Origin of the sequence: Sphingomonas sp. Leaf339 (genome assembly GCF_001426195.1) — a bacterium.
Lineage (GTDB): Bacteria > Pseudomonadota > Alphaproteobacteria > Sphingomonadales > Sphingomonadaceae > Sphingomonas.
Genome location: NZ_LMRS01000005.1, coordinates 1 through 15,436, shown reverse-complemented (window position 1 = coordinate 15,436; position 15,436 = coordinate 1). Strand labels below are relative to the sequence as shown.

The 15,436-nt window shown below is 64.8% G+C and carries 11 protein-coding genes and 1 tRNA gene; 3 read left to right on the top strand and 9 right to left on the bottom strand.

All coding sequences use genetic code 11. The features are described from left to right. Positions 1-68: 68 nt before the first annotated feature. Positions 69-3,428, bottom strand: coding sequence for a carboxypeptidase regulatory-like domain-containing protein (locus ASG67_RS06230; RefSeq protein WP_056527149.1), 3,360 nt, complete (start codon positions 3,426-3,428; stop codon positions 69-71). A gap of 173 nt (positions 3,429-3,601) precedes the next feature. Beyond that, on the bottom strand, positions 3,602-5,743 hold the full coding sequence (gene ligA / locus ASG67_RS06225; RefSeq protein ID WP_056527147.1) for an NAD-dependent DNA ligase LigA: 2,142 nt from the start codon (positions 5,741-5,743) through the stop codon (positions 3,602-3,604). A gap of 501 nt (positions 5,744-6,244) precedes the next feature. On the opposite strand from ligA, the gene ASG67_RS06220 reads away from it, so the two are divergent. Next, a complete protein-coding gene (locus tag ASG67_RS06220; RefSeq protein WP_056527144.1) occupies positions 6,245-6,631 on the top strand; it encodes a hypothetical protein in 387 nt (128 codons plus the stop codon). A gap of 54 nt (positions 6,632-6,685) precedes the next feature. On the opposite strand, the gene ASG67_RS06215 is transcribed toward ASG67_RS06220, so the two are convergent. From ASG67_RS06215 to ASG67_RS06205, 3 genes are all read right to left on the bottom strand, one after another. Then, a complete protein-coding gene (locus tag ASG67_RS06215) occupies positions 6,686-7,216 on the bottom strand; it encodes a hypothetical protein (protein WP_056527141.1) in 531 nt (176 codons plus the stop codon). A 150-nt stretch (positions 7,217-7,366) separates the two neighbouring features. Continuing rightward, the gene (gene recN / locus ASG67_RS06210) at positions 7,367-9,025 is read right to left on the bottom strand and encodes a DNA repair protein RecN (RefSeq protein ID WP_056527140.1); all 1,659 of its coding nucleotides are present in this window, start codon (positions 9,023-9,025) and stop codon (positions 7,367-7,369) included. Between the two features lie 91 nt (positions 9,026-9,116). After that, entirely contained in the window at positions 9,117-10,115 is a 999-nt protein-coding gene (locus tag ASG67_RS06205) for an outer membrane protein assembly factor BamD (RefSeq protein WP_082543346.1), read from the bottom strand. A 117-nt stretch (positions 10,116-10,232) separates the two neighbouring features. On the opposite strand from ASG67_RS06205, the gene ASG67_RS06200 reads away from it, so the two are divergent. Then, positions 10,233-11,057 (top strand): class I mannose-6-phosphate isomerase, encoded by an 825-nt coding sequence (locus ASG67_RS06200; protein ID WP_056527134.1) that lies wholly within the window; start codon positions 10,233-10,235, stop codon positions 11,055-11,057. Between the two features lie 76 nt (positions 11,058-11,133). On the opposite strand, the gene ASG67_RS06195 is transcribed toward ASG67_RS06200, so the two are convergent. The 4 genes from ASG67_RS06195 to yajC are packed head-to-tail and all read right to left on the bottom strand — an operon-like array spanning position 11,134 to position 14,461. Continuing rightward, on the bottom strand, positions 11,134-11,508 hold the full coding sequence (locus ASG67_RS06195; RefSeq protein ID WP_200940736.1) for an Mth938-like domain-containing protein: 375 nt from the start codon (positions 11,506-11,508) through the stop codon (positions 11,134-11,136). A 7-nt stretch (positions 11,509-11,515) separates the two neighbouring features. Then, positions 11,516-12,496, bottom strand: coding sequence for a protein translocase subunit SecF (gene secF, locus ASG67_RS06190; RefSeq protein ID WP_056527122.1), 981 nt, complete (start codon positions 12,494-12,496; stop codon positions 11,516-11,518). A gap of 13 nt (positions 12,497-12,509) precedes the next feature. Further along, a complete protein-coding gene (gene secD, locus ASG67_RS06185) occupies positions 12,510-14,111 on the bottom strand; it encodes a protein translocase subunit SecD (protein ID WP_056527119.1) in 1,602 nt (533 codons plus the stop codon). Further along, positions 14,111-14,461, bottom strand: a complete 351-nt coding sequence (gene yajC / locus ASG67_RS06180) for a preprotein translocase subunit YajC (RefSeq protein WP_056527117.1) — start codon at positions 14,459-14,461, stop codon at positions 14,111-14,113. The genes secD and yajC overlap by 1 nt, the downstream gene beginning before the upstream one ends. A 198-nt stretch (positions 14,462-14,659) precedes the next feature. Here yajC and ASG67_RS06175 point away from each other — a divergent pair. Beyond that, positions 14,660-14,736: transfer RNA gene (locus tag ASG67_RS06175), tRNA-Pro, on the top strand. Positions 14,737-15,436 lie beyond the last annotated feature (700 nt).

Here is a 15,436-nt window from a genome sequence, read left to right as displayed (position 1 = left end):
CTTCTTCGCAAAAGCGAAGGGCCGCCGTTCCGGGTGGAACGACGGCCCTTCGTACGACGCGGGACGGATCAGAAGCTGAAGCGGGCGCCGACACGGATCGCGTAGAGCGATTGACGCGAATAGATCGTGTCGGTCGGCGGCGTGTTGGGTGCCAGATAGCGATACTGGGCACAGGCCTGATTGGAATTGTTGACCACGACGCCCGTGGCCGCCGTTCCAGTCGGCGTTGCAGCAGACAGACACTGAACCCGAACGGCGACCTGCGTGTACGGGAAGATGTACTCGCGGATCTGGCCCCAGTTCTTGTTCAGCAGATTGGCGACATTCTCGATGTCTCCGAAAATCTCGAAGCGCGAGCCACCGATCCCCGTAGGGATTTCCTGTGCCAAATGAAGATCGATCTTGGTGAACCACTTGGCGTTGAATGCATTGCGGGGAGCGATCTTGCCGCGATACTTGTCGAGGCCTGTCGCACCGATCAGCGCGTTCAGCGTGTCCCGCGTTCCGACGCTGTCATACGAAACCTTCGCATCGTCCAGACCGGTGGGCACGTAAAGCAGGAAGCGGCTCTGATTCAGCACGGTGCCGAACACCGGGCTGCGATTGTTGGAGGCATCCTGCATCGTGTAACTATAGGGACGGCCGATCCGGGTTTCGCCGAACAGCGCGAAGGTCGTCTTGTAATCACCGAACAGGGCCGGGTTGAACGTCAGGTTGTACTTGATGTTGTACTTCACCTGATCATTGGCGATGCCATACGCCGCGCCGTTGGCGTCTAGGAACGCCGCATTGCCATAATTGGAGTTGGCGGTCGACGAGGTCGCCGGCGCCTGATCCTTGATGTCCTGATAGGTGAAGCTGGCGCCGCCCGACAGGCCGAAGTCGAACGTCTTGTCGACGCGCGCGACCGCGACATAGCTGCGGCCCTTCTTGGTGTTGGTCAGCAGCAGATCGTAGTTGTTGTCGGCGAAGCTGGTCAGCGAGCTGTACCGGGCGCGACCGTCCGGTGTCAGCAGGCCATTGGCGCGCACGCGGCCGTCGGTGAAGAACACCTGGTTGCGAACCGATGAGTAGAACAGGTCGGCGCCGAAGTTGAACCCGCCCAGTACATCCGGTGCATAGTCGAACGACAGGGTACTGCGCCATTGCGACGGCAGCTTGAAGTTCGGGTCGAGTGCGTTGACCGGCGGCGGCGAAGTCGTCGAAAGCGTCAAGCTGTTGAGGTAGGTGTTGACGGTGCCGGGGATCGTGGTGCCGTTGACGTTGGTCAGCGCCGCCGCGCCGATTGCCGCTGCCGCCGCAGCGTTGGCCGATCCAGGCGCCGTATAGGTGCCAGCATTGGTCTGCTGGATGTCGACCGAGTTCGTCAGGAAGCCGGTGTTCGAGAAGCTGTTCGACACATAGACGTCCGGCGAGCCGCCCGAGAAGATGCCCACGCCACCGCGGATCGACAGATCCTTGATCGGCTTCAGTTCGAAACCGATCCGTGGCTGCACCACGCCACGACCGCTGATGTACGCGGTGTTCGGATAGCCGATCCGGGTCAGGAAACTCTGGTTGAACGCGGGGCGGGTATGACCACCATAAACGTCATAGCGCACGCCATAATCGAGCGTGAACCAGTCGGTGATCCGCCAGTTGTCCTGGATGCCGAAAGAATATGACTGGTACTGGAAGCGGGCGGCACCCTCGTTCGGATCATTCGACGGTGTCGCGTTGCCGTAGCGCAGGCGCTGAGCATTGCCCGCCTGGAAGTCGGCGATCGAATCGAAATAGTAATTGCCGGCCGTATTCTGCACGAAGAGATTGAAAATCTTCGTGTCCTGAATGTCAGCGAAGATACGCAGGTCGTGATTTTCGTGGGTCAGGCGACCCTGAACCAGGCCACCATAAGTGCGGCTGGTCAGTGCGTTCGATTGGCGCGAGCTGTCCGGGCCGAAATAGACCGAGGCGTAACCGGGCGCGCAGGTGGTGACGAGATTCGCCGTGCCGCCGGGCGTGGAACGATCCGATGTCGGCGCGGCGCAGACCTGGAACTGCGCGAAACCACGACCCAGGACCGGATCCTGACCGCGCTTATAATCCTTGTAGAAGCCGCGGATTTCCGTCGAGAACTCGTCCGACCAATCGCTGTTCAACTGGAACACGCCGGTGTGCAGCCGGTTCGACCCGATATAGCCGTTCGATTCGAGACCCAGGCTCGGTGCGGTCACCGACGCATTCTGGTTAAAGCGGATCGAATCCTTGGTGTACAGATAGGTCAACGACGCGCGCTGCCTGTCCGACAGATTGGCGTCGAGACGGGCCGCCAGTCGATCATCGCTGTCCTGCGAATTGTTCAGGACGCCGCCCGTGGCGTAATTATATCGCGACTGGGCGATCGAGCTGATCTGGTTGACGACGGCATCGGTCAGCAAGCCGCCAGCGATCGCGGTGCTCGGAATGACGGTGCCGGCGTTGTTTTCGGCGGTGCCTTCGGCAATCGGCGTGCCGGCGCGGATACGCTCACCAGCGACCATGAAGAACAGCTTGTCCTTGATGATCGGACCCGAAATCTCGGCGCCGTAGTTTTCGATCTTGTAGTTCGGCAACGTGACGCGGCCGGTGGGGACGCCCGGACCAGCCTTGGTCTTCTTGCCGTTCAGCTCGTCCGACGAATAGGAATAGAAGCCTGTGCCGTGGAATTCGTTGGTGCCCGACTTTAGGATGGCGTTGATCGCGCCGCCCTGAAAATTGCCCTCGCGCACGTCGTACGGTGCGACCTTGGTCTGGAACTGGCCGATGGCATCAAGCGGCACGGGCGAACGGCGGGTCGGCAGGCCATCGGGGTTCAGACCGAAATTGTCCGTGACCGGCACGCCGTCGACCGAGAAGCGGTTGAAACGCGCATTCTGGCCGGCGAACGATACGGCGCGACCGCCGCCGGGCGTGTCATCGAGACGGGCGAACGGATCGCGGCGCATCAGATCGCGGACGTCGCGGTTGATGGTGGCGACGTTGGCGATCTGCGCAGCGGTCAGGATCGTCGAGGGGCCGGTCGACTTGGTGCCGGCGCCGGCGATCTTGGACGCGGTAACGACGATCTCGTCGCCGCCCTCGGCGGTCAGTTCGATGGGCAGGTCATAGGGCTGGCTGATGACGGTGAAGATGTCGGTCACCGACTGCTGGGCATAGCCCGCAGCCTGGATCGTGACGGTGAAGGGGCCGCCGACGCGCAGGCCCGATGCGTTGAACGTGCCGCGCTCGTCCGTGGTGGCGTTCGCGGTGGTGCCCGACGGGACGTTCACGATCGTCACCTGCGCGCCGACCACCGGTGCGCCCGCGCTCGTCACCGAGCCGCGAATCGATGATGTCGTTTCCTGCGCCATGGCGCCGGCCGGCGCGACGAGCGCGATGGCGGCCACGCCAAGGAAAAGATTGTTCCGCATCTGAATTCCCCTTTTGAGCTTTCGCTCTACCCCACGGCACCGCCGCTCACTGCGCTGCCCTGTGCGTGGATTATGACGCTTCCATGACAGATGCGAGTCGGTTCCAGGTCAGTATGAAAAGCTTTATGTCGCGTTGCAAAAAGGCCACGAATCCTACCGCGTTTCGGGCTGGATCAGGTCGCGGCGGCGGCGTTTGCGACGATCCCTGCCCATGCCGCCTCGTCGATCACGCGGATGCCCAGATCGGCGGCTTTTTTCAGCTTGCTGCCCGCGCCGGGGCCGGCGACGACCAGATCGGTCTTTTTGGAGACGGAGCCGGAGACGTGGGCGCCCAGCGCCTCGGCCTGTGCCTTGGCCTCGTCGCGGCTCATGGTTTCCAGGCTGCCAGTGAAGACGATGGTCTGGCCGGACACGTCGGAGGTGCGGACGCGGTGGATCAGGTCGATCGGTTCGACCTGACGCAACAGCGCGGCGACAACGTCGCGGTTGTGCTTCTCGGCGAAGAACCCGAGCAGCGCGTCGGCCACTTCCGGCCCGATGCCGGCGGTGTCGATCGCGGCGACAAGCGCGCGGCCGCGGCGCAGGACGAACTTGCGCTCCGGCTCGCCCAGCACTGGCACGGTGGCGCGGCGGACGCGGAGGGCGGCGTGGATCATCGCGGCGAAACCGGCGGCGGAGACATAGCGGCGGGCGAGGTCCCGGGCGGTAATCTCTCCGACATGGCGGATGCCGAGCGAGAACAGGAAGCGGTCGAGCGGGATGCGGCGGCGCTCCTCGATCGCCTCCAGCAGCTTGCCGACGACCAGCTCGCTCATCCGCTCGCGCGCGATCAGCGCATCGCGATGCTCGTGCAGGCGGAAGATGTCGGCGGGCGAAGCGATCAGGCCGTCACGGAAGAAGTCCTCGATCCGCACCAGCCCCAGCCCGGTGATGTCGAACGCGTGGCGCGACACGAAATGGATCAGCCGCTCGACCCGCTGGGCCGGACAGACGAGGCCGCCGGTGCAGCGTACCACCACCTCGCCCTCGCCACGTTCGGCCAGCGACCCGCATTCGGGGCAATGATCGGGAAAGACCCAGGCGTCGCGCGGTTCGTCGCGGGTCAGGTTCTCGACAATTTGGGGGATGACGTCGCCCGCCCGCTGCAGCACCACGCGGTCGCCGATGCGGACGCCCAGTCGGTCGATCTCGTCGGCATTGTGCAGCGTCGCGTTGGTGACGACGACGCCGCCGACGGTCACCGGCTCCAGCCGGGCGACGGGGGTAAGCGCGCCGGTGCGACCAACCTGGATGTCGATCGCCTTCAGCGTCGTCTGGGCGCGTTCGGCCGGAAACTTGTGCGCGATCGCCCAGCGCGGCGTGCGGCCGACGATGCCGAGCCGTGCCTGCCAGTCGAGCCGATCGACCTTATAGACGACGCCGTCGATGTCGTAGGGCAGGTCGGCGCGGGCGGTTTCGATCCCGCGATAGATCGCCAGCGCGCCGTCGATGGTCGGCGTGCGGGTAAAGCCATCGGCCACCGGCAGGCCCCAGTGGCGGATCGCGTCGACCAGTTGCGCCTGCGTCTCGCCGGGGACCGCGCTCGCCTCGCCCCAGCCATGCGCCAGAAAGCGGAGCGGCCGGCTGGCGGTGACGGTGGCGTCCTTCTGGCGCAGCGATCCGGCGGCAGCGTTGCGGGGGTTGGCGAACTGGCGCGCTTCCTTGCCGGCGGCGGTCGCCTCGGCGAGCAGGCGGGCGTTGAGGTCGGCGAAGTCGGTCTTCGCCATATACACCTCGCCGCGAATCTCGAAGATGGCGGGTGCTTCGCTGGCCAGCGTCGCGGGGATGTCGGCGATGGTGCGGACGTTCTCGGTCACATCCTCGCCCGTCGTGCCATCGCCGCGGGTCAGCGCCTGGACGAGACGACCGTCCTCGTAGCGGAGCGAACAGGACAGGCCGTCGATCTTCGGCTCGGCGGTCAGCGCAACGGGCTCGTCGTCGGGCAGCTTCAGGAAGCGGCGGACGCGGGCGACGAATTCGACCACATCCTCGTCGGCGAAGGCATTGTCGAGGCTGGTCATCGGCCGGGCATGGGGCACCTTCGCCAGATGCGCGGCGGGGGCGGCGCCGACCTGCGTATTGGGCGAATCGGCGCGGACCAGATGCGGGAAGGCGGCCTCGATCGCGGCATTGCGGCGGATCAGCGCGTCATAGGCCGCGTCGCTGATCTCGGGCGCGTCGTCGGTATGGTAGAGCCGGTTGTGGCGCGCGATCTCGGCGGCGAGGGCGGCCAGTTCGGCGGCGGCGGTGAGATCGGTGTCGGGCAGCGGGTCCATCGCCGATGGGTTAGGGCAGCGGGGCGGGGGCGGGCAATAGCGGGGTGGGGCGGCGGCGGTAATTGCTTTATTGTGCTTTAGATATTCACTTGAAGAGGCGCGTAAATATGCTTGGCGCCGTCGTGGAACAGGTAGCGGGGAGAGTTGGAAAGTTAGGCTAAAGTTAGGCCTAAACGCGCCCTATTTGCTAAGGTTTTCCGATCGTGAGAAAGAGCGCGGTAGAGTATGCTTCGCGGGCGTCATATCATCCGGGGGTGCTGTAGGACAGCGGTGGCGTCTTGAGCGATGCTAAGATTTCATGTGTCACGTATCTGAGGAAGTCATGTTTCTGGCCGATCGTTGCGAGAGGTTCGATCTGCCGCTTTCGCCCAATAAAAGGACACAAGCTGGGAGCGGTCGGGCAACGCCAACCGCTGATAACCGTTAGTTACTAAGCGACCGTCACGTTGCCGTCATGCAGTCGATGCAATCATCCCAGCGAGAGACGATGGGCATAACGCGATGTCGAAATTGAAGTTGCTCAGCATCGTTGCTATCGCATCAATCGCTGCGAGCCCTGTGGCATCGATCCCGCTGAAATCGGGTGACTATGGCGCAATCGGTTCGGCCTGCGGCGACGAGCCCAACTCAACGATTATGAGTTTCGACGGACGTAACTTCGCGTACCCACACGCCAGCCAATGCGCGGATACCGTCACGGGGCGCTCAGATGGCGTTCTATCGAATTCTGAAACTTGCCAAGCTGCGGGCGACGGCAGCCCGACCAAAGCTAGCACCACGAAATTTAAGTTGCGGCCGCGAGGCAACGACCGGTTCGATCTGGTCAATTCGAGCAACACCATGACGTTCCGCCGATGTGGCAACGCGACTTTCTTCGACAGACACTGAAGCGGCGCCGTCGTACGATCTCCGCTGATGCTCCCACCCTTTGCGGTAGAAGCGTCAAGCTGCGCGACGTCGTGATACGACGGTAGTAGCCAGTAACGATACGCCGTTGATCAACGCATTGGCGCCTACCGCCGTTGCCACTGGAAATCCGATCAATATGGCGCCTATCGCCGCAAAAGCCGCCACCACCATGACAGTCCCCAGCAGTTTCATCGTCGGGACACCGAACAGACGCGCCAGCGGGAAAAAGTGCACGCCGATTACAAGTCCAATCGCTGGGAGCAGATAAGACAACAGGCCATATGATTGCAGTCCATAGACTAGGAGATTGAGCGCCACTATTTCGCCGGCGACGATTGCTACATAGACGATCGGTCTCGATCGAAACTGTTTACCGCCTGATGAAAAGTCTGATCTTCGGTTTAGCCGCCACACGGCGACCGCCGACACCACCAAGGCAGTTGCGTATGCGGGCCAGACCGGCGCGTTCGATCCGGCGAGTGCCTTGATTGCCCAGACCAGCCAGAGGCATCCAAAGCTGTTGCCGATCAGCAAACCCAAAGTGCCAAATCCGCGCATGATCATGACTCCGACAATCCGCTTGGGATCATCCGGGCTCGAAAGTCCTCTAAAGCGTATCGCCGAACCACACGAATGTCCGCCCACCACCACTTTCAGCCGTTCGAAAGCTTCCGAACGCCGGCCGCGTGCAGCTTTCGCGCATCATCACAGCCTTCAGGCCGTCTCCAACAACCGGTCCGCCTGTGCGCGGGCTTCGTCGGTGATGGTGGCGCCGGACAGCATGCGGGCGATTTCCTCGCGGCGTTCGGTGTCGGTGAGTTGGCGGACGCCGGTGCGGGTGACGGTGCCGTCGTTCGATTTGGCGATCAGCAGGTGCGCCGCGCCGCGCGCGGCGACCTGCGGGCTGTGGGTGACGACGAGCAACTGCGTCGCCCTGGCCAGGCGGGCGAGGCGCTCGCCGATCGCGGAGGCGACCGCGCCGCCGACGCCGCGATCGATCTCGTCGAACACGATCGTCGCGGCGCCGCCCTGATCCGCCAGCGCGACCTTTAGCGCCAGGATGAAGCGCGACAGTTCGCCGCCGCTGGCGATCTTGGTCAGGGGCGCGAAGGGGGCGCCGGGGTTGGTCGAAATCTCGAATTCCACCCGGTCCTTGCCCGCGCCCGACCAATTGTCCGGCGCGGCGGGGGCGACGACGGTGCGGAAGCGCGCGGCACCCAGTTTCAGCGGCGCGAGTTCGCCGGCGACCGCCTTGTCCAGCCCCCCGGCCGCGGCGAGGCGGCGGGCGGTGAGGGCGTCGGCGGCCTTGTCGTACGCCGTGCGCGCCTTGGCAACGGTGGCCTGCAGGGTCGCGACGCCGCCTTCACCGGCCTCCAGCCGTTGCAACCGGGCGGACAGATCGGCGGACAGCGCGGCAAGATCGTCGGGCTGGACGCGGTGCTTGCGCGCCATCGCCCGCAGCTCGAACAGCCGCGCCTCGTCATCCTCCAGCGCGCGGGGATCATAGACGAGGGCGAAGCGCGCCTCGCGCAGGCGCTCCTCCGCCACCGACCCCTCGATCACCGCGCGATCGACCGCGCCCAGTGCGTCGGCGAGCGCGGGGTGATCCTCGGCGACGCGTTCCAGCACGCGGGCGGCCTGACGCAGCTTGGCGAGGCCACCGTCCGATCCGTCGAGATAATCCTCGATCGCCGACAGGTCGTCGGTGACCTTTTCGGCACGCTGCATCGACCGGCGCTTGTCGGCGAGCGCTTCCTCCTCACCCGGTTCGGCGGCGAGTTTGTCCAGCTCGGCGACGGTGTGTTCCAGCCATTCGCGGTCGCGGGCCGCCGTCTCGATCTCGGCGCGGGCGGCGGCGAGCGCGGTTTCGGCCTCGCGCAGGGTCGCCCAGCCGCGGGCGGCGTCGGCGGTGTCGCAGCGGCCGAAATCGTCGAGCAGCGCGCGGTGACCACGGGCGTTCAGGAGGCCGCGATCATCATGCTGGCCGTGGATTTCGACCAGCCGCGGGGCGATTTCCCGCAACAAGGTGGCGGAGGCGGGCTGGTTGTTGATGAAGGCGCGGCTGCCGCCATCCGCCTTTACAACGCGGCGGACGAGGAGCGGTTCGCCCGGCTCCACGTCGACGCCGTTCTCGTCGAGCATTGCGGCGAGGGCGGGGGTGGGGGGATCGAAGCTGGCGGTGACGACCGCCTGCACGGCACCGTGGCGGACGAGACCGCTGTCGCCGCGACCGCCGAGTGCCAGACCCAGCGCATCGAGCAGGATCGATTTTCCCGCGCCCGTTTCCCCGGTCAACACGCCCAGACCGGCGCCGAAATCGAGGTCGAGCGCCTCGATCAGCACCACGTCGCGAATGGAAAGCGCGGTCAGCATCGTGACCGGATGTAGGCGGGTCGGACGCGGAATTGAACCGCTTATGTTCCGCCCGCCCGATCGCGGGCGATTATCCCCGGATACTATCCGCCTATTGCGGCCCGGACTGGCTGGGCAAGGGGGCGGAGCCGGCGCCGGTGCCGACCGTCGATGGGGTAGTACCGGCGGGGTTGGCGGTGGACGGCTGCGCGGTGCCGGGCGCGGCATCGGGCTGCGCGTTGCGCTTTTCCGTGGTGCTGAGGCCGGGGAGCGAGGCGGGGCGCGTTCCCTCTGGCACGATCGGCGTGCCGGGGGGGACCAGCGCCATCTGCTGGACCGGGTGCTTTTCCATCAGCTTGTACGCATGTTCGTACCAGTCGCTGCCGGGATAGTTGGCGCCGAGAACGGCGGCCGATTTCTGCGCCTCCGCCGGCACGCCCAACGCCAGATACGTCTCGGTCAGGCGCATCAGCGCCTCGGGCGCGTGGGTCGTCGTCTGATACTGGTCGATCACGGTACGGAAACGCATGCTGGCGGCCAGCCACTGGCTGCGCGTTTCGTAGAAGCGGCCGATCTCCATCTCCTTGCCGGCGAGATGATCGTTGACCAGATCGATCTTCAGCCGCGCATCGGACGCATAACGGGTGTTGGGATAACGCCGGGTGAGCTCGCCCAGCGCGTCGAGCGCCTGCCGCGTGATCTTCTGATCGCGGGTCACGTCGGTGACCTGTTCGTAATAGCCGAGCGCGATCAGGTAATAGGCATAGGGCGCGTCGCGGTTGCCGGGATGGACCGAGATGAAGCGCTGCGCCGACTGGATCGACGCGGTGTAATCCTTGGCGAGGTAATAGCTGAACGCGCTCATCAACTGCGCGCGTCGCGCCCAGATCGAATAGGGATGCTGGCGTTCCACCTCGTCGAACAGGATCGCCGCTTCCTTGTAGCGGTTCTGATCGAGCCGGCGGCGGGCGAGGCTGTACAGCGTACCCACGTCGCGCGCGATATAGGGCGTGTCGCCCTTCGCGGCGCGGTTGCGGGCGCAACCGGCGATGGGAAGCGCGACGGCGGCGATCAGCGCGAGGGCAAGCGCGCGGGACTGGTGGATACGCATCGACAGCCGCCTTAGCGCAGCGGACAGCGCCCGAACAATAGGCTAGAGGCGGTCGGAGCGGCACGCATGGCACATCCGCGCGTTTCGCCTGTCGATCAACGAAGCCAGAGGACCATCATGCCGGCCACCAAGCTCCATACCCACCGCGTCGAGAAGCCCTGGGGCCGGTGCGACCTGTTTCCCGGATTCGACGATGTCGCGGCTGGCGGCGAGCCGGTGGGCGAGGTGTGGTTCCAGGAACCGGGCGACACGACGCCCGATCTGCTGATCAAATATCTGTTCACCGGCGAGAAGCTGTCGGTGCAGGTCCACCCCGACGATGTCGAGGCGCACAAGCGCGGCCTGCCGCGGGGTAAGGACGAATGCTGGACGATCCTGGCCGCCAAGCCCGATTCGACGATCGCGCTGGGGCCGAAACAGGCCATGACCGCGCCGGAACTGCACGACGCGGCGCTGGATGGATCGATCGAGGACAAGCTGGACTGGGTGCCGATCGAGGCGGGCGATTTCTATTATGCCGCATCGGGCACGATCCACGCGATCGGTGCGGGCCTGACCCTGATCGAGGTGCAGCAGAATTCGGAGACGACGTACCGGCTGTATGACTATGGCCGGCCGCGCGAACTGCATCTGGAAGACGGCGTGGCGGTGGCGCATCTGGATCCGTACCAGCCGATCGTCTCGCCGGGGCCGGTGGGCGAACATCGCACGATCCTGGTCGAAGGACCGAAGTTCGTGCTGGAACGCTGGACGGGCGGCGAGCACGCGGTGACGTTGCCCGAGGGCAAGACGGCGTGGATCGTGCCGATCGCCGGATCGGGCGAGGTTGCGGGCGTGGCGTTCAAGGCGGGCGAGTGCGTGACGATGACCGGCAGCGAGACGATCACCGCCGGGGCGGATGCGGATTATCTGTTCGCTTATCCGGGGACGACGCGGGTCTGAAAGGGTCGGGTGAGCGGCGGGTCGCCCTCACCCTTCGCCGCCTTTCCCCTTTCCCGGTGGGAGAGGGAGGGACGGTTCAGGCGTCCAGCGGGTACAGCGCGGCGGCGATCACGCGGCCTTCCTCGCGCAGGACGCCCCATGCGCGTGCGGCGGCGCGGCTGTCCATTGCCTCCAGCCCGATGTTGCGTGCCTCCAGCGCGCGGACCAGCGAGAGGGGCGGGCGGACGAGGTGTGTGCCGGTGCCGATCAGGACGAACTCCGGCGCCGGGGTCAGCACCGGTTCCAGCGATTCGATCGCCAGCGTGGCGATGGGTGGCGGCGTCCAGTCCATCGCCTGAGTCATCGTCAGCAACAGTGCCGGTGCAACCGTGACGTCGTCCAGCCGGTAACCGGTGCCGGAAAAGCCCCGGATCGCCGGACCTTCCGACGGCTGGCCACGCTCCATCCGCATCGGCGGCTCAGCGCTCGCGCGGTACGATCCGCTCCGCGTCCTGACGACGCGTGGGATCGTTGGTGCCGGGCTTTTCCTTGTTCGGCTCGGCGCGCAGGCCCAGCGAGATGAGGAGCGACGACGACACATAGATCGACGAATAGGTGCCGACGATGATGCCCAGGATCATCGCCGCGGTGAACCCGCGCAGCACATGGCCACCCAGCAGCAACAGTGCCGCCAGCGCCAGCAGGATGGTGACCGAGGTCATCACCGTGCGCGGCAGCGTCTCGTTGACCGACAGGTTGATGATCTCGCGCATCTCCATCTTGCGATAGCGGCGCATGTTCTCGCGGATGCGGTCGTCGATCACGATCTTGTCGTTGATCGAATAACCGATGATGGTCAGCACGGCGGCGACGATGTTCAGGTCGAATTCGAAACGGGTCAGCGCGAAGAAGCCGACGGTCATCAGCAGATCGTGGACGATCGCGACGATCGTCGACACACCGAACTGCCATTCGAAACGGAAGATCGCGAACAGGCCGATGCCCAACACCGCGAGCACGACGGCGAGCAGGCCGTTGCGGATCAGCTCGTTCGATACCTTGCCCGACACCGTCGAATAGCGGTTGAACGTCGCGCCGGGGAAAGCCTGCGCCAGCCCGGCCTCGACCTTGCGAACGACGGCGTTGGTCGCGCCTTCGTCGGCGCCTTCCTGTGCGGGCAGGCGGATGGTGATCGTGCGGGGATCGCCGGCCTGCTGCAACTGCGCTTCGCCGACGCCCTGCGCATCGACGACCTGGCGGACCCGGTCGAGCGACGGCGGTTCGGGGAAGCGTTCCTCGATCATCAGGCCGCCGACGAAATCTACACCCATGTTGAGGCCGCGGATACCGACCAGCGCGACCGCGATCAGCGACAGCGCCAGCGTCAATCCGAACGCCCATTTGCGCAGGCGGACGAAGTCGATGTTCGTATCGTCGGGGACGAGTTTCAGAAGTTTCATGACAGGTCCCCGATCATATGTTGATCGTCTTCGGCTTGTTGCGCCGAATCCACAGCACGACGAGCATGCGGGTGAAGGTGACGGCGGTGAACACCGATGTGCAGATGCCGATCAGCAGCACGACCGCGAAGCCCTTCACCGGGCCGGAACCCAGCACCAGCATGATGACGCCCGAAATCGCGTGCGTCACGTTCGCCTCGAAGATGGTGCGGCTGGCTTCCTTGTACCCCAGCTCCACCGCCTGCACGACGGATCGCCCGCGATGCCGTTCCTCGCGGATGCGTTCGTTGATGAGCACGTTGGCATCGACCGCGGTGCCGATCGTCAGCACGAAACCGGCGATGCCGGGCAGGGTCAGCGTTCCCTTCAACAGCGCCAGAACGCCGAGGATGACGAACACGTTGATGACGACGGCGAGGTTCGCATAAAAACCGAACCGGCCATAGGTGACGAGCATGAACGCCACGACGAGGGCCACGGCGACGCCGGAAGCCAGCACGCCGGCGCGGATCGAATCGGCGCCCAGTTCCGGCCCAACGGTCGATTCCTCAATCACCTTCAGCGCGATCGGCAGTTTGCCCGAGCGCAAGGCGATGGCGAGCTGATTGGCCGAATCGACGGTGAAGTTGCCCGAGATCGACGCCCGACCACCCAGGATCGGCTCGTTGATATTCGGCGCGGAGATCACCGAATTGTCGAGGATGATCGCGAACTGCTTGCCGGTGTTCTCCTGCGTCACGCGCGCGAAGCGGGTGCCGCCGGGGCCGTTGAAGGTCAGTGCCACCTGCGGTGCGTTGGTCTGCGGATCGAACGTCTGCGTCGCATCGACGATCTGGTCGCCGGACAGGATCGTCTGGCGCTTCAGCGCAATCATCGGCGGACCGATGGGATTCGACGGATAGGGCAGGATGACGCTGCCGATCGGTGCCTGGCGCTGTGCCAGCTGTTGCGGCGTCGCGGACTCGTCGACCAGCTTGAATTCCAGCTTGGCGGTCTTGCCGAGCAGATCCTTCAGTTCCTGCGGGTTTTGCAGGCCGGGCACCTGCACGACGATGCGGTTCGTGCCCTGGCGGATGATCGTCGGTTCGCGGGTGCCGAGCGCGTCGATGCGGCGACGGACGACTTCGGTCGCGTCGTTCATCGCGGTGTCGATCGCCTGCGTCATGCCGGCCTCGGTCGGCTTCAGCACGAAACGGCTCGAATCGACGACCTGAATGTCCCATTCGCGCTGGCCGGTCATGCCGGCGCCACCGCCGGTGATCGTCAGCAGGCGTTCGCGCGCGGCATCGACCTGCGACGGGTCGCGGAGCAGGAACGAAAGCTGGCCATCGCGCGTGGATATATCACCGATGCCGATGCGCGGATTGCCGCGACGCATTTCGGTCTGCACCTGATCGCGCATCGTTTCGATCCGCGTCCCCGCCAGATCGTTGACGTCCGCTTCCAGCAACAGATAGCTGCCGCCGGCCAGATCGAGGCCGAGATTGATCCTCGGCGCGCGCGCGAGCCATGTCGGGGTATAGCGTTCTGGTACGACGCTGGGGATCGCCAGCGCGCACAGCACCGCGAGCAAAGCCCAGATGGACCACACTTTCCAGCGCGGGAAATCGAGCATCAGTCGTTCGCCGGCTTCGAGTTCGGGCTGGTGATGTCGGTCAGCGTCGATTTCACCACGCGAACGCGGGTGTTGGGCGCGATCTCGACCTCGACGATGGTGTCTTCGACACGCGTCACCTTGCCGACGATGCCGCCGGCGGTGACGACGTTGTCACCCTTCTTCACCGCTTCGACCGCCTGTTGCAGCGTCTTCATCCGCTTTTGCTGCGGGCGGATCATCAGGAAATAGAAGACCACGAAGACGAGGAACAGCGGCGCGAGGCTGAGGAACGAGGCGATCCCGCTGCCCTGCGCGGCGCCGCCCGCAGCACCGGCTGCGGTCTGGGCGTAAGCTGATGGAATGAACATCGGACCCGTTTTTTATCTGGTTGGCGGAGGAAAAGCCTCCACGCACGAACCGCGCCGCTACCACCCGCACGCATCCGTGGCAACGGGCGGCACCGTTTGCCGCCTATCCCCTGCGTGCCGAAGCGCTTGCATCGGCCGCGGCCCGCGCGTAGAGGCCGCGGCTCGGATCGGTCGACGGCGTCGGCACGGTCCCTCGGTCGGGGCGTAGCGCAGCCTGGTAGCGCATCACACTGGGGGTGTGGGGGTCGCAGGTTCGAATCCTGTCGCCCCGACCATTAAAGCCAATGACATGGACTATGTCATCGGATCGTCTGGATCGTTCCAGCACGCCAATAGCAAGCGCCAGCGAATAGTATTTGGACGCATGACCTTGCGGCCGGGAGTGCACGCCGCGTATTTGCGGTGACAAAACGACTGGGGCCGTTACGTCTTGGGAGGAAACCCAAGCATCAGAGCTCCACGGAACGAGTCGCGCCGTGGCAATCCTCGCCCTGTTTTCCGTCGAGCCGCTCCACCAGATGTCGGGATCAAACCCTGGCGACGGGCTGGCCGCCGCCCAATCTCAGACCTTCGTTCAGCTTACGATCCAAGTTTGGCCGCGTACGATGTAACCGACGAACGATGCTAATTTTCTATCTGTGTTACGGTTGTAGAATTGAACACTTGGTCCCGCGCAAGGCGGCCGACATTGAACCCTGCCAGCCATGCCTGACATAGTTCAATCCGGTCTTTGCAGAACGGACAGTCCGCCCTGTCGCCTTGCGGATCAGCACCGATTTCCAATCCACATGCGTAGACGAGGGCGATCAACGGATCGGTGTCATCTTTCAAAAACATGGAGCCGCCCTATCGACCGGTTATTCTTCGGCATGTGTCTTAGGGTCAGGACCCATTGATGTGAGCGTCGCGATCTGATTCAGGCTCCGTGAGGAGACCGGGATGAGCGACCTGTTTTGGCTGACGGACGAGCAGATC

Excerpts from the sequence above, each read along its gene's own strand:
- yajC (WP_056527117.1), bottom strand. The coding sequence starts at position 14,461 with ATGTTCATTCCATCAGCTTACGCCCAGACCGCAGCCGGTGCTGCGGGC.
- ASG67_RS06195 (WP_200940736.1), bottom strand. The coding sequence starts at position 11,508 with ATGCGGATGGAGCGTGGCCAGCCGTCGGAAGGTCCGGCGATCCGGGGC.
- ASG67_RS06205 (WP_082543346.1), bottom strand. The coding sequence starts at position 10,115 with ATGCGTATCCACCAGTCCCGCGCGCTTGCCCTCGCGCTGATCGCCGCC.
- ligA (WP_056527147.1), bottom strand. The coding sequence starts at position 5,743 with ATGGACCCGCTGCCCGACACCGATCTCACCGCCGCCGCCGAACTGGCC.
- ASG67_RS06230 (WP_056527149.1), bottom strand. The coding sequence starts at position 3,428 with ATGCGGAACAATCTTTTCCTTGGCGTGGCCGCCATCGCGCTCGTCGCG.
- recN (WP_056527140.1), bottom strand. The coding sequence starts at position 9,025 with ATGCTGACCGCGCTTTCCATTCGCGACGTGGTGCTGATCGAGGCGCTC.
- ASG67_RS06215 (WP_056527141.1), bottom strand. The coding sequence starts at position 7,216 with ATGATCATGCGCGGATTTGGCACTTTGGGTTTGCTGATCGGCAACAGC.
- ASG67_RS06200 (WP_056527134.1), top strand. The coding sequence starts at position 10,233 with ATGCCGGCCACCAAGCTCCATACCCACCGCGTCGAGAAGCCCTGGGGC.
- secD (WP_056527119.1), bottom strand. The coding sequence starts at position 14,111 with ATGCTCGATTTCCCGCGCTGGAAAGTGTGGTCCATCTGGGCTTTGCTC.
- ASG67_RS06220 (WP_056527144.1), top strand. The coding sequence starts at position 6,245 with ATGTCGAAATTGAAGTTGCTCAGCATCGTTGCTATCGCATCAATCGCT.
- secF (WP_056527122.1), bottom strand. The coding sequence starts at position 12,496 with ATGAAACTTCTGAAACTCGTCCCCGACGATACGAACATCGACTTCGTC.